Origin of the sequence: Streptomyces sp. NPDC002490 (assembly GCF_040296045.1) — a bacterium.
In the GTDB taxonomy this organism is placed as follows: domain Bacteria; phylum Actinomycetota; class Actinomycetes; order Streptomycetales; family Streptomycetaceae; genus Streptomyces.
This window is the reverse complement of the sequence record NZ_JBEOWM010000053.1, coordinates 1-17,953: the sequence shown is the minus strand read 5'-3', so window position 1 is coordinate 17,953 and position 17,953 is coordinate 1. Positions and strand designations below refer to the sequence as shown.

Annotated in this window: 19 protein-coding genes; 11 read left to right on the top strand and 8 right to left on the bottom strand. The window is 73.9% G+C overall.

The features are described 5' to 3' along the window. Nucleotides 1–162: 162 nt before the first annotated feature. A complete protein-coding gene (locus ABT092_RS26145) occupies nt 163–753 on the top strand; it encodes a short chain dehydrogenase (RefSeq protein ID WP_351247997.1) in 591 nt (196 codons plus the stop codon). A gap of 94 nt (nt 754–847) precedes the next feature. On the opposite strand, the gene ABT092_RS26140 is transcribed toward ABT092_RS26145, so the two are convergent. After that, complete coding sequence (locus ABT092_RS26140) at nt 848–1,243, bottom strand: GNAT family N-acetyltransferase (protein ID WP_351247995.1); 396 nt, start codon at nt 1,241–1,243, stop codon at nt 848–850. A 154-nt stretch (nt 1,244–1,397) separates the two neighbouring features. Between ABT092_RS26140 and ABT092_RS26135 the strand changes: the two genes are divergently transcribed. The 3 genes from ABT092_RS26135 to ABT092_RS26125 all read left to right on the top strand — a co-directional run bounded on the left by ABT092_RS26135 (nt 1,398) and on the right by ABT092_RS26125 (nt 3,929). Continuing rightward, nucleotides 1,398–1,805 carry a YciI family protein gene (locus ABT092_RS26135; protein ID WP_351247993.1) on the top strand — a complete coding sequence of 136 codons (408 nt, stop codon included), beginning with the start codon at nt 1,398–1,400 and terminating at the stop codon, nt 1,803–1,805. 8 nt (nt 1,806–1,813) lie between these two features. Next, nucleotides 1,814–2,992, top strand: coding sequence for an RNA polymerase sigma factor (locus ABT092_RS26130; RefSeq protein WP_351248035.1), 1,179 nt, complete (start codon nt 1,814–1,816; stop codon nt 2,990–2,992). 292 nt (nt 2,993–3,284) lie between these two features. Next, the gene (locus ABT092_RS26125; RefSeq protein ID WP_351247991.1) at nt 3,285–3,929 is read left to right on the top strand and encodes a dihydrofolate reductase family protein; all 645 of its coding nucleotides are present in this window, start codon (nt 3,285–3,287) and stop codon (nt 3,927–3,929) included. A 160-nt stretch (nt 3,930–4,089) separates the two neighbouring features. On the opposite strand, the gene ABT092_RS26120 is transcribed toward ABT092_RS26125, so the two are convergent. Then, a complete protein-coding gene (locus ABT092_RS26120; protein WP_351247989.1) occupies nt 4,090–4,842 on the bottom strand; it encodes a helix-turn-helix domain-containing protein in 753 nt (250 codons plus the stop codon). Between the two features lie 264 nt (nt 4,843–5,106). Here ABT092_RS26120 and ABT092_RS26115 point away from each other — a divergent pair, with 264 nt between their 5' ends. Then, nucleotides 5,107–5,247 (top strand): hypothetical protein, encoded by a 141-nt coding sequence (locus tag ABT092_RS26115; protein WP_351247987.1) that lies wholly within the window; start codon nt 5,107–5,109, stop codon nt 5,245–5,247. Nucleotides 5,248–5,515: 268 nt separating this feature from the next. Here ABT092_RS26115 and ABT092_RS26110 read toward each other — a convergent pair whose 3' ends face one another. Both ABT092_RS26110 and ABT092_RS26105 read right to left on the bottom strand, forming a co-directional pair. After that, the gene (locus ABT092_RS26110) at nt 5,516–6,244 is read right to left on the bottom strand and encodes a bifunctional DNA primase/polymerase (protein WP_351247985.1); all 729 of its coding nucleotides are present in this window, start codon (nt 6,242–6,244) and stop codon (nt 5,516–5,518) included. A 161-nt stretch (nt 6,245–6,405) separates the two neighbouring features. Then, nucleotides 6,406–7,056, bottom strand: coding sequence for a TetR/AcrR family transcriptional regulator (locus ABT092_RS26105; protein WP_351247983.1), 651 nt, complete (start codon nt 7,054–7,056; stop codon nt 6,406–6,408). A 183-nt stretch (nt 7,057–7,239) separates the two neighbouring features. Between ABT092_RS26105 and ABT092_RS26100 the strand changes: the two genes are divergently transcribed. Then, a complete protein-coding gene (locus tag ABT092_RS26100; protein ID WP_351247981.1) occupies nt 7,240–7,476 on the top strand; it encodes a DUF6243 family protein in 237 nt (78 codons plus the stop codon). A gap of 149 nt (nt 7,477–7,625) precedes the next feature. Continuing rightward, the gene (ddaH, locus tag ABT092_RS26095; protein ID WP_351247979.1) at nt 7,626–8,444 is read left to right on the top strand and encodes a dimethylargininase; all 819 of its coding nucleotides are present in this window, start codon (nt 7,626–7,628) and stop codon (nt 8,442–8,444) included. Between the two features lie 13 nt (nt 8,445–8,457). Here the strand turns inward: ddaH and ABT092_RS26090 are convergent, their stop codons facing one another. Further along, nucleotides 8,458–9,459 (bottom strand): small ribosomal subunit Rsm22 family protein, encoded by a 1,002-nt coding sequence (locus ABT092_RS26090; protein WP_351247977.1) that lies wholly within the window; start codon nt 9,457–9,459, stop codon nt 8,458–8,460. Nucleotides 9,460–9,578: 119 nt separating this feature from the next. On the opposite strand from ABT092_RS26090, the gene ABT092_RS26085 reads away from it, so the two are divergent. Next, the gene (locus ABT092_RS26085) at nt 9,579–10,649 is read left to right on the top strand and encodes an SCO2278 family lipoprotein (protein ID WP_351247975.1); all 1,071 of its coding nucleotides are present in this window, start codon (nt 9,579–9,581) and stop codon (nt 10,647–10,649) included. 18 nt (nt 10,650–10,667) lie between these two features. Here the strand turns inward: ABT092_RS26085 and ABT092_RS26080 are convergent, their stop codons facing one another. The 3 genes from ABT092_RS26080 to ABT092_RS26070 all read right to left on the bottom strand — a co-directional run bounded on the left by ABT092_RS26080 (nt 10,668) and on the right by ABT092_RS26070 (nt 13,638). Continuing rightward, on the bottom strand, nt 10,668–11,504 hold the full coding sequence (locus ABT092_RS26080) for a heme ABC transporter ATP-binding protein (protein ID WP_351248033.1): 837 nt from the start codon (nt 11,502–11,504) through the stop codon (nt 10,668–10,670). After that, complete coding sequence (locus ABT092_RS26075) at nt 11,495–12,556, bottom strand: FecCD family ABC transporter permease (RefSeq protein ID WP_351248031.1); 1,062 nt, start codon at nt 12,554–12,556, stop codon at nt 11,495–11,497. The genes ABT092_RS26080 and ABT092_RS26075 overlap by 10 nt, the downstream gene beginning before the upstream one ends. Before the next feature lie 65 nt (nt 12,557–12,621). Further along, nucleotides 12,622–13,638 carry a heme/hemin ABC transporter substrate-binding protein gene (locus tag ABT092_RS26070; protein WP_351247973.1) on the bottom strand — a complete coding sequence of 339 codons (1,017 nt, stop codon included), beginning with the start codon at nt 13,636–13,638 and terminating at the stop codon, nt 12,622–12,624. A gap of 118 nt (nt 13,639–13,756) precedes the next feature. Between ABT092_RS26070 and ABT092_RS26065 the strand changes: the two genes are divergently transcribed. The 3 genes from ABT092_RS26065 to ABT092_RS26055 all read left to right on the top strand — a co-directional run bounded on the left by ABT092_RS26065 (nt 13,757) and on the right by ABT092_RS26055 (nt 17,900). Beyond that, nucleotides 13,757–15,250, top strand: a complete 1,494-nt coding sequence (locus ABT092_RS26065) for an HtaA domain-containing protein (protein WP_351247971.1) — start codon at nt 13,757–13,759, stop codon at nt 15,248–15,250. Nucleotides 15,251–15,305: 55 nt separating this feature from the next. Further along, nucleotides 15,306–17,063: an HtaA domain-containing protein gene (locus tag ABT092_RS26060; protein WP_351247969.1), complete on the top strand. Its 1,758-nt coding sequence runs from the start codon at nt 15,306–15,308 to the stop codon at nt 17,061–17,063. Nucleotides 17,064–17,231: 168 nt separating this feature from the next. Further along, nucleotides 17,232–17,900 (top strand): PhzF family phenazine biosynthesis protein, encoded by a 669-nt coding sequence (locus ABT092_RS26055; RefSeq protein WP_351247967.1) that lies wholly within the window; start codon nt 17,232–17,234, stop codon nt 17,898–17,900. Nucleotides 17,901–17,953 lie beyond the last annotated feature (53 nt).

Genomic DNA, 17,953 nt, shown 5'->3' with positions numbered 1-17,953 from the left:
CCCCTCGTCGATGCACATACCCGGGCGGGGTATGTGTTCCCGGTGAGGCTAGCCCGCCCCCGCTCTTCCGTCAAATACCCTCAGGGGGTATGTGGTTGATGGGGCTGGCGTGTCAATCTCCTTACGGAGAAAGCCATTTGACGGCGTTGGCATGATGGGCGCATGAAGGTCTTGGTGATCGGAGCAACGGGAACCCTCGGCAGCGCGGTGGTCCGCGCCCTCCGCGAGGCGTCCCACGAAGTCGTCGAAGCGGCCCGCAGCGGACCGGTGAAGGTGGACCTCGAAGAACCGTCCGACCTGGACGCGCTCTTCGCCGGCGCGGGCGACCTCGACGCCCTGGTGTGCTGCGCCGCCAACGGGCCGCTGGTCGACCTGGAGACCATCGGGGACGAGGAGTTCGCCGCCGGCCTGCGCGGCAAGCTGCTGGGCCAGACCGCCCTGGTCCGCCGGGCCGTCCACCACCTCAAGGACGGCGCCTCCCTCACCCTGACCGGTGGCGGGTTCGCCGCCCCGCAGGTCGCCGGCGGAGCCCTGGGCGCCCTCATCAACCAGGGGCTGGAGGGCTTCGTCCGGGTGGCGTCCGCGGAACTGCCGCGAGGGCTGCGCCTCAACCTGGTCAGCCCCGGCTGGATCAGCGAAACCCTGACGGCCATCGGCCTGGACCCCGCCGAGGGCACCCCCGCGGACGAGGTGGCCCGCGCCTACCTGGAGCTCGTGGAGGGCACCGCCCGGGGACGCATCGTCCGCCCCTGACCACCGGCCCGCGACCGGCGGCGCCGTCCGCCCGTGCCGTCGTGGGCCCGCCGCTGCTCGAACGGCGGGCCCACGGCCGGCGGGCGCGCACCGCTCAGAGCGCGATCAGGCCCGCCGGGGTCGTTTCGAAGCCGCAGGAGTCGAGGTAGAACCCCCGCAGCTCCTCGTCGAAGTCGACGTGCAACCACTCGCACCGTGCCGCCCGCGCGCCCCGGACGGCGGCCTCGACCAGCCCGGCCCCGATCCCCGCCCGGCGCTGGTCGCCCCTCACCACGGTGTCCAGCACGAAGGCGTGCACCCCACCGTCCCAGGCCACGTTGACGAACCCGACCAGCTCCCCGTCCCGCCGGGCGCAGACCCAGCCCAGGCTGTGCCGCTGGACCTGCTCCCACCAGTCGATGTCCAGGACCCGGTGGTGGAAGCCCTCCGCGTGGAGCGCGTTGACGGCAGCGTTCTCGAACGCGTCTCGCCAGGTGTACGTGATCGTCATGCGACAGAGCGTAGACGGCAGGGCGACCCGCCCGGGGCCCGTGAGGACGTCCGAAGGAAGATCTCCGACACCGATGTCGAGAACGCGCGTCCGGCTCCGTCCCCGAGGTGCAACGCGACCACAATGGGCCGCACCAGCACCGAGGAGAACCACGATGGCCAAGTACCTGCTGCTGAAGCACTACCGAGGCGCCCCGGCCCCCGTCAACGACGTGCCGATGGACCGGTGGACCCCCGAGGAGATCTCGGCGCACCTCCAGTACATGAACGACTTCGCGGCCCGGCTGGAGGAGACCGGAGAATTCGTCGACGGCCAGGCCCTCGCCCCCGAGGGCGCCTGGGTCCGCTACGACGGCGAGGGGCGCCCGCCCGTCACCGACGGCCCCTTCGCGGAGACCAAGGACCTGATCGCCGGCTGGATGGTCATCGACGTCGACGGCTACGAACGCGCCGTCGAACTGGCCGGGGAACTGTCCGCCGCCCCCGGGGCGGGCGGCGCACCGATCCACGAATGGTTGGAGGTCCGTCCGTTCCTCACCGCCCCGCCCACCATCGCGGAGTGACCGTCCCCATGGACGAGGCCCACCTCAGGAGCCTCACCCCGAGCGTGCTCACCGTCCTCGTCCGCCGCGGAGCCGACTTCGCTGCGGCCGAGGACGCCGTGCAGGACGCCCTGGTCGAGGCGGTGCGGACCGGGGCGCTGGCCGCCCCCGTCCCGAACCCTTCGCCCGCCGGCCCCCCGGTGCGGGACGCCAAGGGCTGGCTGATCACCGTGGCCTGGCGCAAGTTCCTCGACGCGAACCGCGCGGACACCGCCCGCCGCCGGCGCGAGGACCGCACCGAACGGGAACCGGCACCCGGCCCGGCACCCGCCGCCGACGACACCCTCCAGCTCTACTTCCTCTGCGCCCACCCCTCGCTGACCCCCGCATCGGCCGTCGCGCTCACCCTCCGCGCCGTCGGCGGACTGACCACCCGTCAGATCGCCGCGGCCTACCTGGTGCCCGAGGCGACCATGGCCCAGCGCATCAGCCGCGCCAAGCGCACCGTCTCCCACGTGCGCTTCGACCGTCCCGGCGACGTCGCCACCGTGCTGCGCGTCCTCTACCTGGTCTTCAACGAGGGCTACTCCGGCGACGTCGACCTCGCCGCCGAAGCCATCCGACTCACCCGACAACTCGCCGCCCGCGTCGACCACCCCGAAGCGGCCGGGCTCCTCGCCCTGATGCTGCTCCACCACGCCCGGCGCGCCGCCCGGACCGCGCCGGACGGCAGCCTGGTGCCGCTCGCCGAACAGGACCGCGGCCGGTGGGACACCGCGCTGATCGCCGAGGGCGTGGCCGTCCTCCAAACCGCCCTGGCCCGCGACCGGTTGGGCGAGTACCAAGCGCAGGCCGCCATCGCGGCACTCCACGCCGACGCGCCTTCCACCGAGGAGACCGACTGGACCCAGATCGTCGAGTGGTACGACGAACTCGCCCGCCTCACCGACAACCCGGTCGTCCGCCTCAACCGCGCCGTGGCCGTGGGCGAGGCCGACGGGCCGCGCGCCGGCCTCGCCGCGCTCGCGGAACTCGACGCCGCCCTGCCCCGACGCACCGCGGCGGCGGCGTACCTCCACGAACGCGCCGGCGACCGCGCAACCGCGGCCCGGCTGTACGCCGAGGCCGCACACCGGGCCCCCAACCTCGCCGAACGCGACCACCTCACCCGCCGGGCCGCCCGGCTCAACGCCCGTCCCGACCGCTGACGGCTACTGGGGCGCGCCGCCCGAACCCTCCGCGGCGCCGACCGCGGTCGCCCACTTCCCCGCACTGGAGGTGCCGGACCCGCTCGTCGACGACGTCCGGCGGTTCTTCCGCACCCTGCTCGGCCGGGGCTCCGGCCGGGGTGGTCACCCGCCGGCCCCCGTCGGATGAGCCGTACGGCCGGCCCGGGTGGCCGGCCCCCGCGGCCGGCCCGAGGATCGGTCCCGGCGGCGGCGATGAGTTCTCGCGGCGCGGGGAGTCCCACCACCGTTGCCGGAAGCCAGGAGGAGACGGATGACCCAGCTACTGAGGGTGCAGAACTTCAACGTGTCGAGCGACGGGATCGGCGCCGGCGAGGACCAGACTCTGGAGCGGCCGTTCGGGCACGTCGACCCCGAGCGGCTGTTCGCCTGGGCCGGTGCCACGGCCAGTTGGCCCCGGCGCACGGACCCCGGGGGCAGCCGGGGGCTGGACGACTACCTGACCCGGGACTTCGCGAACAACATCGGCGCCGAGATCATGGGCCGCAACAAGTTCGGGCCGCAGCGCGGCCCCTGGACGGACCACACCTGGCGCGGCTGGTGGGGCGAGGAGCCCCCGTTCCACACGCCCGTGTTCGTGCTCACCCACCACCCGCGGCCGTCGTTCACGCTCTCCGACACCACCTTCCACTTCGTCGACGGGGACCCGGCGTCGGTGCTGGAGTCGGCCCGGGAGGCCGCCGGGGGCAAGGACGTCCGGCTCGGCGGCGGGGTGACCACGATCCGGGAGTTCCTGGACGCGGACCTGGTGGACACCCTGCACGTGGCGGTCTCCCCGGTGGCGCTGGGGACGGGGCTGCGCCTGTGGGAGTCCTCGGACGACCTGCTGGACCGGTTCCACCGGGACGTGGTGCCCAGCCCGAGCGGGGTGACGCACCACCTGTTCTGGCGGAAGTGACCCCGCGCCCCGTCCCACCCGGCACACGTCGAGCGTCATCGCCTTGCCGCGCCCCGGGTCGTCCGCCGACTCACGCGCTGGCGTGGGCGAGCCCGCGTGGACGTGCCGGCATCGCGGTGGGTTCCCCTACCACTCGTGGATCATCGGGCCGAGGGGACGGTCAGCCTAGGGGCGTGGACCGACTCCACAGCTCCTCGGCGTGCTCCGCGAACCGGTCGAACATCCCGTTCGGGCCGTGGCGCCGCAGGTGCAGCAGGGGTGAGTCGTGGCCCACGAGCCGGGCGAGGTGAGGGGTCACGAGGGCGTCCGAGTCCATCCGGAACACGGACAGGCCGACGTGGTTCACTGCGTCCTCAGGGGCGCTGAAGCGGGCCTCCAGCCCCTCTGTCGGCCCCATCCTGGCCAGCTCTCCGAGGGTGATGCGTACCCGGGTGGAGACGGTGAGGGTCGCGTCCTCGACGATCTCGCGCTGACGTGTCACCTCCCCATCCGGGTCTCCCACGAGGAACCGGACCCTGACCCCGGCCGCGACCTTCCGGCGCAGGGCGTCAGCGAACGCGGGCACTTGGGTCCACAGGAAGTAGTTCGTGTACCCGGCGAAGAAGAGTTCGTCAGTCGCCCCGGCGATCAGATCGGCCCACACGGTGGATGGGCAGGCGGACCGGTACGGGTAGCTACGGACCAGCTCACGATCGGTGCCGGTCTTCATCCGGTCCTTGACGGCATCGGGCCACAACATTTCTTCGTCCACTCCCAGTGCTCGGGCAGCGTCCTCGCGGTTCCGTGCGTGCGGTCTCACGGCCCCGTCCGCGAGCCATCGGTCCACCTGCTTGGAAGATACCCCCACGCGGTATGCGAGCTGTCGGGGGGTCACTCCGGTCTTGTCCATCGCGGTGCGAAGCGCGGCGTTCAAGTCAACCCCCTCCGGCGAGCGTTTGAGACGTCTCGGACCCTAGCGTCAGACTTCTCAACCGTCCTGCCGATACGGGCAAGTACGTCCTTGGGGGCGGCCGATGATCCGTACGCGACCCATCACGGACACGGGAAAGGGCCCACCATGAACTCTCTTGACCCCAGGTACAGGCCAGGCTCCGGATGGAGGGTTGATGTGATCCCCGCCAAGCGGGTTCGAAGGATGGAATGCGAGGACGGCTGCGTCCGCTACCTCCTCCCGCTCATGCTGCTTCATGACGGCAAGCACACGGCCGACTCGGGACTCTGGCTGTCGGGCAGTGAGGCCGAGCTTCTGCACGCCGCACTCTCCCGGGTCCTCGCGGACAACGACCACGAACGGCACGAGCGGGCGTCGTCCCTGTGAGTCGTCCACCGGCTGTCGTCGGCCGGTAGCGGGCGTTCCGTTCGCCGTCCTGATCAGCGGCTCACGTGGCCTGGTGATCGGGATGGCGCTCGGCTCTGCATCTGCCCCCGCTGGCCAGGGCTCGGGCTCGGCGCTCCTGGCGGAAGTGACCCCGCAGGCCGGTGCGCGCGCCGGGGCGGGCCCGACGACGGCCGCCCCCGTTCCGGTGCCCTGGCAGGGCGGGCGTCCGGGACGGGGGCGGCCGGGTGGGGCACGGGGGAGGGGCGGGTCAGCTGCGCAGCGGCCAGCCGAAGCCGACCGCGTCGCCGGCGTACCTGGCGCAGGACTCCGTGAGGGTCTCCAGCAGGCTCAGCGGGTCCGGCAGCGGGTGCTCGGGGCCGCGCACCCAGCGCACCGAGCGGTCACCGGGGAGCCGGGAGGGGGGGAGCAGGACGTACGAGCCGCGGCAGTGCCAGCGCAGGCCGGGGTGCTCGTCCATCGTCTCGGGGTGGCAGTCCAGTTCGCAGGGCCACCACTCGTCCTCGTCCTCGGGGGTGCCGCGGGTGGCGGTGAAGAAGAACATGCGGTCGTCGTCGGACTCGACGACCGGGCCGACCTCGGTCCCGGCGGCGAGCAATCGTTCCAGCGCCTCCCGCCCCGCCGCGATCGGCACGTCCAGCACGTCGTGGACCATCCCGGTCGCGGTGATGAAGTTGGCCTCCGGCTGGTGGGTGGCCCAGCGCTCGATCTGGGCGCGGTCCGTGGTGGACTGCGTCTGCCAGGCGAACGAGACGGGGTGCTGGCCGGGGGTGGGGCAGCCCACCCGGTCGCAGGAACAGCCGTAGCCGGAGGGGTGGGCGGCCGGGGCGAGGGGGAGTCCGGCCCCGGCGACGGCCAGCAGCAACTCCACCCGGCCGCCGTCGTCCGCCGGGTCCCCGACGTCACGGGGCCGGCGGCCTCGCAGCCACTGGGAGATCCTGCTCCGTCCGCCCGGGCGGCTGCCGTTTTCCACGCCCATCTATCCCCTCACTCAGTCCGCGGTCCCGAGTCCCGACACGGCGTGGCCGCCGGTCGACACGGATCGCCGTGGGTTACTCGTGGGTCCCCACGGCCTCCGTGGCCTTCCATGGTCCCACCATCCTGGGCCCTGGGGGGCCGGAGCCCGTACCCGGGGTGGGGTCAGCGGGGGGCGAGCCCCCGCAGCGCGTGGTCGACCAGGGCGTCGGCGTAGGCGTGGCTGAGGGGTGCGGTGTGCTGGAGCCAGCGTTGCGCGAGGGGCGCGACCAGCAGTTCGGCGGCGATCCGCGGATCGACGTCGGCCCGTACCTGGCCGCTGTCCTGCGCGGATCCGATGCGGTCGACGTAGAGCCGGAACTGGGGTTCCAGCAGCTTGGTGGCGAACTCCTCGCGGAGCCGGTCGTTGGCGACGCTCTCGGCGGCGAGCGCTCGCCAGGGTGCTTCGAACTTGGGGTCGAGGAGTTCATCCACAGTGGCGCGCATCACGAACGTGAGGTCGGCCGCGAGGTCCCCGGTGTCGGGGAAGGACCAGGATGCGCCGCCGGCGGCCGCGGACGCCTGTTCGCCCAGGTCGAGGAAGGCTTCGAGGAGGACGTCGGCCTTGGCGGGCCACCACCGGTAGATGGTCTGCTTGCCGACTCCGGCGCGGGCCGCGATGCCCTCGATGGTGGTGCGCTGGTAGCCGACCTCGCTGACCAGGGCGAGCGCGGCCTCGTAGATGGCGCGGCGGGAGCGTTCGCTGCGACGGGCCGCGTTGGGGCCCCGGTCGGGGGGGCGGACGGCGGTGGGCTGGGCGGCTGAGTCTGTGGACATGCGTCGAATGTACCTCCGACGAGACGCAGCGTCTTGCTCCGGCGACCCCTTCGGGTAAATCGATTGACGATACGTATCGTCTCGTCTAATGTTCGGGGACATCAACGAGACGGATCGTCTCGCTGGTCGTGATCGGGTGGCCCGACCGCCCGGCGCGACGAGGACACCACGGAGGTGGGACACATGGCCCGAGGCGGAGACCTGCTCGGCGTCGGCGGCACCCGGAGCAAGCTGTCCCGCGGGGCGCTGCGCGGCCGCGGCCCCGGCGGCGCCCCCGGGGCGAACACCGACCCCGGAGCCGCCAAGCGGGACCTGCTGCGCAGGCTCCGCGAGGAGCGCGCGGCGAAGGACCGGGCACCCCGGGCGGGGGAGGAGCACCCCGACCCCGCACCGACGAGCGCTCCGGACGACCCCCGCTGAACCCCGCGCGCGGGGCTCGCGCACGGCGCACGGCCGGCCCCGCGCGTCACACCGGGGTGACCGGGGTCTCCCCCCGCGGGCCGGCACTGCCGCACCATGGCGGTGCCGTCCCCGACCGGGGCGGCGCCCTGCGGTCGTGAGGAGCACCCATGCCTCGTCGCCACGCCACACCCCGGCGTTATCTCATGTGCCCACCGGCACACTTCGCGGTCACGTACGCGATCAACCCGTGGATGGACCCCACCAAGCCCGTGGACGTTCCGGTCGCCGTCGCCCAGTGGGAGGACCTGCGGGACCGGTACCGCGCCCTCGGTCACACCGTCGAGGAACTGACGCCCCGCCGTGACCTGCCCGACATGGTCTTCGCCGCGAACGGGGCCACCGTCATCGACGGGCGGGTGCTCGGCGCCCGCTTCGCCCACCCCGAACGCACGGCGGAGGCCGCGGCGCACCTCGACTGGTTCCGCGCGCACGGCTGGCCCGAGGTCCGCGAACCGCTCCACGTCAACGAGGGCGAGGGCGACTTCGCGGTCACCGCCTCGTACGTGCTGGCCGGCCGCGGGTTCCGGGCCAGTCCGCTCTCCCACGGCGAGGCGCAGGAGTTCTTCGGCCGGCCGGTCATCGGGCTGGACCTCGTCGACCCCCGCTTCTACCGCCTGGACACGGCGCTCGCCGTCCTCGACGACCGCACCGACGACGTCATGTACCACCCGGCCGCCTTCTCCCCGGGCAGCCGGGCCGTCCTGGAACGCCTGTTCCCGCACGCACTGACCGTGGGGGAACGGGACGCGGCGGCCCTCGGCCTCAACGCGGTCTCCGACGGGCGGCACGTGCTGCTCCCGCAGGCGGCGCTCGGGCTCTTCGCGCCGCTGCGCCGGCGGGGCTACGACCCGATCGGGATGGACCTGTCCGAACTGCTCAAGGGCGGCGGCAGCGTGAAGTGCTGCACCCTGGAACTGCGGCCCTGACCGGTCGGCCGGTTCAGTCCGTCCCCGCGGGCGGTGGCCAGGCGTCGCCCCAGTCCGCGTCGCGCGCGGCGCGGTACAGGGGGCCGTGCCGCTTGGTCACCGTCTCCCGGCGCAGCGCGCCCTCGGCCTCGCAGAGGTCCAACAGCACCTGGCCCTTGCGGATCTGCGGGCGCCGCACCACCCGGGCCGGCGCGGGGGTGCCCGGGAACCGCACCGCGGCCACGTAGCTGAACTTCTCGTCCTCGTAGGGCAGCGAGCCGCCCTTCACCCGGCGGTGCAGCGAGGAACGGCTGACCCGCGCCGAGAAGTGGCACCAGTCCGTGTCGGGCACGATCGGGCAGGCGTCGTCGTGCGGGCAGGGCGCCAGCACCCGCAGTCCCGCCGCCAACAGGCGCCGCCGGGCCTCGATCACCCGGGCGTAGCCGTCGGGGGTGCCCGGCTCCACCACGACCACGGCCTGCGCCGCCCGGGCCGCCGCGTCCACCACCGCGGTGCGGTCCGCGGCGGTCAACTCCCCGAGCACGTAGGAGACGGTGACCAGGTCCACCTCCGCGAGGTCCAGGGCGGTGCCGATCCGGGTGCGGTGCCAACGGACCTCGTCCAGGTCGGGGTGGGCGGCGGCGATCTCGGCGCCGATCCGCAACGCCGGCTCGGCCCAGTCCAGCACGGTCACCGGACGCCGGCCCGGCCAGGTGGCGGCGGTGGCCCAGGTGGCGGCGCCGGTCCCGCCGCCCACGTCGGTGTGACCGGACGGGCTCCACCCGGGGGCCGCCGCGGCCAGTGCCTCCAGGGCGGTGCGCGCGGCCTCGAAGGTGGCGGGCATCCGGTACGCGGCGTAGGCGGCCACGTCCGCCCGGTCCCGCAGCACGGGCGCCCCGGTCGGGGTGTCCCCGCGGTAGGTGCCGATCAGACGGTCGACCGCCCGGGCGGCCTGGGTCGGGGGCAGGTCACCGAGCAGGCCGTCCAGGGCCTCCCGGAGGTTTCCGCTGGCCGCGGCGGCAGTAGTACGACTCACCGACCCCATTCTAGGGACGCCCCGCACCGCCCCGCGCCCCACCGCCCGCCGTCCCGGCACCGCCGCCACCGCGACCCCGGTAGGGTTCGGGGCCGGGAAGGGGAAGGTGAAGGGGCCCGATGCGAGCAACGCCAGCAAGGTCAGCAGCGGAGGTCACCGGGGCGGCCGGGGCCGCCGCGTCCCGCGGGGCGCGCGGGAGGTCGCGGCGCCTGCTGCCGCTGACGGCGGCGGTGGTCCTGGCGCTGACGGCGAGCGGCTGCGTGACGGTGCACGGGGAACGGGAGGTGATCCCGGCGACCAGCCCGGCCGGCGCGGCCCGGGCGTTGACCGACTTCCTCGCCGCCTACAACGAGGCCGACGAGGCCAACGACCCCTCCCTGGACGCCGATCGGGTCACCGGCGCGCTCGGTGCGATCGACCGGGGGACCCTGCGGGCCCGGCGGGCCACCGCGCCCCTGGGCAATCCGCAGCACGTGCCGCTGAAGCTGACGGACGTGAAGTACGCGATACCCGAGGCGGCGGGCTGGCCCAAGTTCTTCCTCGCGGACACCGATTCGGACCGGGACGTGGACGACGACCCGGCCCGGGACACCCGCTGGCTGCTGGTGTTCACCAAGACCGGCCCCGACGCCCGCTGGCAGGTGGCCTTCCTCACCATCCTGTCCCCGGACGAGGTCCCCGAACTGCGCACCCGCGACGGCGACCGGGGCGAGGACCTCGCCGCGCCCGTCGCCCTCGACGAGGACGACCTCACCGTGCCGCCCGAGGAGTTGGCCGAGCGGTACACCACCTACCTGGCGAAGGGCGGCCCGGGCTTCCTGCCCGGGCCGCACACCGACCGCTGGCGCACCGAACGCGAACGCGGCGCCACCCGGCCCGGGTTGTCGCGCCAGTACGTCGACCAGCCGGTGGAGGGCGCCGGGTTCGCGCCCGTGGGACTGCGCACCGCGGACGGCGGCGCACTGGTGTTCTTCGCCACCCGGCACTTCGAGAAGCAGACCGTGGCCCGGGGCCGGGACCTGAAGCTCGGCGCCGACGTGCGGGCGTTGCTGCGCGGTGACGCCAAGCAGTCCGTCACCCTGGAGTTCACCTCCAACCAGGCGGTGCGCGTCCCGCCCCGCGCGGAGCCCGGCAAGGGCGTCGAGGTGCTGAGCCGCATCCAGGGGCTCACCGGGGCGAAGGGCGAGTGAGCCGGGCGGGCGCCGGACTCAGTCCCGCCGCGGCACCACCAGCAGCGCCCCGGTGCGCGGATGGGGCAGCACCTCGACCGGCTGCCGGTACACCTCGCTGAGGGCGGCGTCGGTGAACACCTCCCCGGGGGCGCCCTCCGCGACCAGCCGCCCCCCGCGCAACACCGCGACCCGGTCCGCGTACGCCGCGGCCAACCCGAGGTCGTGCAGCACCACCACGACCGCGTCGCCCCGGGCCGCCCGCTCCCGGCACACCCGCAGCACCAGTTCCTGATGGCGCAGGTCCAGGGCGGCGGTCGGTTCGTCGAGCAACAGCAGCGGGGTGCGCTGGGCGAGGACCCGGGCCAGCGCGACCCGGGCCCGTTCGCCGCCGCTCAGCCCGGAGAAGGGACGCCCGGCGAACGCGGTCACCTCGGTGGCCGCCATCGCCGCCGCCACGGCCGCGTCGTCCTCGGCCTCCCGTGCCGTACCGGCCCAGGGCGCGCGGCCCATCCGCACCACCTCCGCCACCGGGAACGGGAAGGACACCGTCGCGGACTGCGGCAACACCGCACGGTGCAGCGCGAGTTCGGCGGCCGTCCAGTCGGCGGCGGACCGTCCCGCGATCCTTACGGTGCCCTCGGCGGGCGCCCGGTCGGCGGCGAGCGCGGCGAGCAGGGTGGACTTGCCGGCCCCGTTCGGGCCGACCAGCGCCAGCACCTCCCCGGCCCGGGCGGCCACGTCGATCCCGGACAGCACCGGGTGGCCGCCGAGCCGCACGGTCAAGCCCTCTGCCGCCACCAGCACCGTCCCGGGTGGCACCGGAGCGGGCGGGGTGCGGGTCCGGCCCGCGAACAGGGACCTGATCACGCCCAGCCTCCTTGCTTGCGACGGGTCCGGCGCAGCAGCCAGAAGAAGAACGGGCTGCCGAACAGGGCGGTGAGGACGCCGAGCGGCAGTTCGGCGGGCGCGGCCACGGTACGGGCCGCCAGGTCGGCGCTGACCAGCACCAGACCCCCGCCCAGGGCACTGCCCGGGACCAGGAACCGGTGGCCGGGGCCCGCCGCCATCCGCAGCAGGTGCGGAACGAGCAGCCCCACGAAGGTGACGATGCCGGCGACGGCGACCGCGGCGGCCGTCAGCAGCGCCACCACCAGGATCATGGTGATCCGCAGCCGCTCCACGTCCACGCCCAGGTGCCGGGCGGGGCGTTCGCCGAGCGCCAACAGGTCCAGCTTGCGCGCCGACAGCGGCGCGAGCAGCAGCCCGAGCAGGGCGCACGGCAGCACCGCCAGCACCTTGGGCCAGGTGGCCTGGGAGAGCGAACCGAGCTGCCAGAAGGTGATCTGGGTGATCGCCGAGTTGTCCGCGAAGAACACCGACAGCCCGATCAGCGCGCCGGCGAAGGCGTTGACCGCGATCCCCGTGAGGATCAGCGTGACCACCTCGGTCCGCCCGCCGGAACGGGACAGCAGGTAGACCAGGCTCACCGTGGCGAGTCCGGCGACGAACGCCGCCGCGGTGACCGTCCAGTTGCCGAGGAACGAGAGCCCGAACGCGATGGCCGCCACCGCGCCCACGGCCGCGCCGGCGGAGATGCCGATCACGCCCGGTTCGGCCAGCGGATTGCCGAACACGCCCTGCATCAGGGCGCCCGCGCAGCCCAGCGAGGCGCCGACCAGCAGCGCCAGCACCACCCGTGGCAGCCGCACGTTCCACAGCACGCTCTCGCCGACCCGGTCCAGCGCCGCCCCGCCGAGCCCCAGCCGGTGCTGCACCGAGCCCAGGACGTCGGCGAGGGGGATGTGGTAGGCCCCGGTGCCGGCCGACACCAGGGCCATCACCAGCAGGGCGACGACCAGTCCGACCGTCAGCGCGGGGGCGGCGCCCCGCCGTCGGGCCGGAGCCCGTTCGGTCGTCTTCGCCACTGTTGTTGTTGCCGCCGGGTCCGCGGGACGGGTGTCCGGGGGGCCTTCGGGTCCCGCGACCGCGGTCACTTCGCGCCGCCCTTCGCGTAGAGCTGGTCCACCAGGCTCTGGAGGACCTGGTCGGTGCGGGGGCCGTAGTTCAGCATCACCCCGTCGTCGATGGAGACGATCCGGCGGTCCATCCCGGCGGGCGTCTCGGCCACGCCCGGGATCTTGACCAGGCCGTCGACGCCGCCGACCGACTTCAGTCCCTTGGTCATCACCAGCACCGCGTCCGGGGCGGCCTTGGCGAGCGCCTCGCTGGTGATCGGGGTGAAGTCCTTGTCCAGCCCGGACTCCTTGCCGGCGTCGACCGCGCCCGCCGCCTCCAGCAGCGAACTCGCCCCGGAGTCCCGGCCGCCGAGCAGGTAGACGGAGGCCGAGCCGCGGACGTACAGGAACGCCACCCGGGGACGGTCCGCCTCGGCGGCCGGCTCGGGGACGTCCGCCTGCACCTTCGCGATGCGCTCCCGGGTGCGGTCGGTCAGCTCCTCGCCCGCGGCGGGCACGCCGAGCGTCTTCGCGACCGCCTCGATCCGGGTGCTCACGTCGTCGAGGCCCGCCGCGGTCTCGTAGACGACGAGCGGCACGCCCGCGTCGCGGATCTGGTCGATCGCCTCGACGGGTCCGGTGGTGGTGTCGGCGAGGACCACGGTGGGCCGCAGCGAGAGCACCGACTCGGCGGAGACGTCGTGCGCCCGGGTCACCACGGGCAGGTCCGCGGCCTGTTCGAAGGTGGCGGTGATGTCCTTGGCCACGACCCGGTCCCCGAGGCCGAGGGTGAACACGATCTCGTTGAGGCTGCCGCTCAGCGGCACGATCCGGCTGATGTCGGTGACCTCCACCCGCCGCCCGTCGGCCGAGTCCACGGTGGCCGGAAGTCGCGGTTGGGGGGTGGTGGCCAGCGGCTCCACCCGGTCCGCCGCGGTCGTCGTGCGGGCCTTCGCCGGGGCGTCGCCCCCGTCGTCCTGAGTACTGCCGCAGCCCGTCAGGGCAAGGGCGAGGACGAGGGTGGAGACGCCTGCCAGTCGTGGAATGCGCACGAATCGCACCGTCCTGTCGTGCTGGTGGGAGAGGTTCGGGTGACCGTAGGGTTTCGGCCAGGTCCGACATAGTTTAGGTTAGCCTTACCTTAATGACCAGCCCGAGGAGGGGGGATCCATGCTGTCCGGACGGGTTGCCCGTACGGCCGTCGCCACCGTGTGCGCGACGTTCACGGCGTGCGCGGGGGTGGTGGCGCTTCCGGCGTCGACCGCGCACGCCGAGGAGCGCACGGTTCAGGGAGGACGACTGGACTGGGGCGTCAAGTCCTCGTTCCAGCGGTACGTCACCGGCCCCATAGCCAAGGGGAACTTCACCCTCCAGGGCGGCGCCGCCACCGTGGGCGGGAGCCAGTTCCGGTTCCACTCGGCGAGCGGGAGCTACGACCCGGACACCGGGGCGTTCCGCGCCGGCTTCACCGGCGGCGTCCGTTTCACCGGCCACCAGAAGCCGAACGGCGAACTCCAGCTCGACCTCAGCATCTCCCGGCCCACCGTCCGCATCACCGGCGGGTCCGGCACCCTGCACGTCGACATGGTCAGCAAGGAGTTGAAGACCGGCAAGGTCACCCGCTCCACCCAGGTCCCCATGGCCTCCCTCAACCTGTCCGGCATCGACATGCGCGGCGGCGGTTCCCCGATCGCCCTCACCAACGTCCCCGCGACGCTCACCGCCCAGGGCGCCAAGGCGTTCGCCGGGTACTACACCGCCGGCACCGCCCTGGATCCGGTCAACCTCTCCGCGGACGTGACGGTCCCGAAGGCGCCGGCCGAAGGTCCCTCCGCGCGGCAACCGGCCGAACCCGGCCGGACGGCCGCACCGGAGGAGTCCGGGACACCCGGGAAGAAGCCCGAGGAGAAGCCCGCCGAGAAGCCCGGGAAGAAGCCGGCGAAGGCGGGCCGGATCGAGGACGCCGCCGTCGACTGGGGGGTGCGCCGCACCTTCCGCGAGTACGTCACCGGCTCCATCGCCGGCGGCAAATGGACCCTCGCCGGCGGCGCCCAGGACGGCGGCGCGCTCTTCCGCTTCACCAAGGGCACCGGCACCTACCGGAAGGAGGCGCTTGACGCCGCCTTCGCCGGCTCGGTCCGCTTCACCGGCAAGCACGGCCTCGACCTGACCCTCAGCAAGGTCGCCGTCACCACCGCGGGCGACCGGGGCACCCTCTACGCCGACGTGCGGTCCCCCGAACTGCGCGACACCAAGGTTCCCCTGGTCACCTTCGACACTTCCGACCTCAAGACCGCCGACGGACTCGTCACCGTCACCGAAGCACCGGCCCGACTCACCGAGCGCGGCGCCAAGGCGTTCAACGGCATGTACAAGGCCGGCACGGCCATGGACCCCGTCTCGTTCGCCGTCGCGCTCGACGAGGACGCCCGGCTCCCCGCGCTGCCCGACCTGGGCAGCGACCTCCCCGAGAGCCCCGCCCCCGAGCGGAGCACGGCCGAAGCCGCCCCCTCGCAGGACGCGACCGAGAAGACCGCCTCCCCAGCGGACTCCTCCGAGTTCCCGGTCGTTCCCGTCGCCGCCGGCGCGGGCGTCCTGCTGCTGGCAGCCGCCGCCTTCGGGGTCCTCCGCGCCCGCCGCCGCAAGGCCGCGGGCGAGGGCTGACCCCAGGGGCTCGCCCCCTTCCCCTCCCCCCGAAGTTCCAAGGAGATCCCGAACCATGGCAGCTCCCCGCCGCCGCCCGACCGCGCTCGCGGTGTCCGCCGCGACCGCGGTCACCCTCGGTGCCACCGCTCTGGCCCTCCCGGCCGTGGCCGCCCCCGCGGCCCCGGCCGCCCCGCCGATCGCGCTGAAGGACGGCACCCTCGACTGGGGCGTCAAGAAGTCGTTCCGCTCGTACCTGCTGTCCCCGATAGCCCAGGGCGGGATCACCGCCAGCGAGGGCGCACGACAGGCCGACGACAACGGACCGTTCACCTTCACCGCCGGTACCGGCAGCTACGACCTGTCCACCCACGGGGTGAACACCGTCTTCAAGGGCGCCGTGCGGTTCGAGGGCCACCACGGTGCGCTCGACATCACCCTCTCGGACGTGCGGGTCGCCACCACCCGCACCGAGGGCACGATCTCCGCGGACGTCACCACCAGGAAGGACGGCGCCACCACCACCGACCAGGACGTGCCGCTCGCCACCCTCGGACTCGACGGCGTCAAGCCCGGCCAGGGGGCGGGCGGGGCGATGGTCTTCAAGGACATCCCCGCCGAACTCACCGCGGACGGCGCCGAGGCGTTCCAGAACTTCTACTCGGCGGGCACCGCGCTGGACCCCGCCACCCTCACCGTCACCGCCGACTCGGGCCCCCGTCCCACCGGCACCCCGTCAGGTACGCCGACCGACCCCGGCGGCACCCCTTCGGGCACGCCCAGCGGCACCCCTTCGGGCACGCCCTCCGGTGAGCCGTCGGGGACCCCTTCGGGCACGCCCTCCGGAGAGCCGTCGGGCACGCCCTCCGGAGAGCCGTCGGGTACGCCTTCCGGTGAGCCTTCCGGCACCCCGAGCGGCAGCCCGTCCGGCAAGCCCTCCGGCACCCCGTCCGGTACGCCGAGCGGCACCCCGTCCGGCCCCGGCAGCTTCGGGACCGAGCAGTCCGGCGAGGTCGTCGACGGCACCCTCTCCTGGGGGGTGAAGGAGTCCTTCCGCAGGTACATCAAGACCGGCGGCACCATCGAGCCCTCGCAGGGCGCCAGCGACAACGGCGCCGGTTTCGACTTCCCGTACGCCAAGGCCGACCTCGACGCCGACGCCCGAAAGTTGGAAGCGTCCTTCGGCGGCGAGGTGCGGTTCCGGTACCCGAGCCACACCATCGACATGACCTTCTCGGACGTCAAGATCAAGGCGTCCGGCACCGAGGGCACCCTGATCGTCGACGTCACCACGCCCCAGCGCACCAACCAGGACGTCGAGTTCGCCACGCTGGACCTCTCCGCGGTCTCCTACGAGGTCAAGGACGACGTCCTCGTCCTGAACCGGATACCCGCCGCGTTCACCGCCGCCGGCATCCAGCAGTTCGCCAACGACACCGTGGGGACCTTCTACGAGGTCGGCGAGGCGATCGACCCGGTGACCGTCGCCCTCGCCCTCACCGAGGACGCGGACATCCCCGAGGGCATCGGCGGCGGCTCCGACGGCTCCGGTGCCACCGGCTCCGGGGGCACCACCACAGGCTCGGCCACCGGTGGTTCGACCGGTGGCGGCAACACGGGCGGCAGCGTGGGCGGTTCCGTGGGCGGTTCCACGGGCGGCAGCGTGGGCGGTGCCACCGGTGGCGGTTCCACGGGCGGCGGCCCCGGCGGCTCGGGCGCCCTGGCGAGCACCGGCGCGAACGTGCCGGCCGGGTCCCTGCTCGCGGGCGCCGGGGCGATCCTCGCCGCGGGCGCGGCCACGGTCTTCGCCGTCCGCCGCCGCTCCTCCGACTGACCCGCCTCCGTCGCACCGTGCCCGCCGCGGGACCCACCCGTCCCGCGGCGGGCACCTCGTGCCCTCACCCCGTCGAGGCGGCTCGCCGGCACCCGGGAAACGTCCGTCCCGACGGGTCCCGCGGCGGCGGGATTTCCCGCAGGCCCCCTGCGCAGGCACAATGCAGCGGTGACCCAACTCGACGTACTACGAGTCTTCTGCGGCCCGGACGGCAACCGGGGCGGCAACGAGCTGGGCGTCGTGCGGGACGGCAGTCCCCTACCGCACGAGGCGTCCCGTCAGAGCACTGCATCGAAGCTCGGGTTCAGCGAAACCGTGTTCGTGGACGATCCCGAACGCGGCACGATCGACATCTACACCCCTAGCCTGCGGCTGCCCTTCGCGGGCCATCCGTGCGTCGGTGCGGCCTGGTTGCTGGACGTGCCGGAGTTGGTGACCCCGGCGGGCGTGGTGGGCGCCCGGCAGGACGGCGAGTTCTCCTGGATCGAGGCGCTGCCCGAGTGGGTGCCGGAGCGCACCCTGCGCGCGTACGGCTCGGCGGCCGAGGTGGACGCGCTGGAGGTGCCCCCGCCCGGTGAGTGGATCTACGCCTGGGCGTGGGAGGACGAGCGGGCCGGCCGGATCAGGGCGCGGGCGTTCCCGGGCCGTGACGACGGCATCCGGGAGGACGAGGCGACCGGGGCGGCGGCGCTCCTGTTGACGGCGGAGCTGGGTCGGGCCCTCAACATCCGCCAGGGCGCGGGCTCGCAGATCCTGACCGCCCCGCAGCCGTACGGCTGGGTGGAGGTCGGGGGGCGGGTCCGTCTGGTCCAGTCGGGCGTGCCGCTGCCGGACTGATCCGCCCGTCGCACGGGGGCGCCGCTTTCGACGGAACCGGTTCCGTCGAAAGC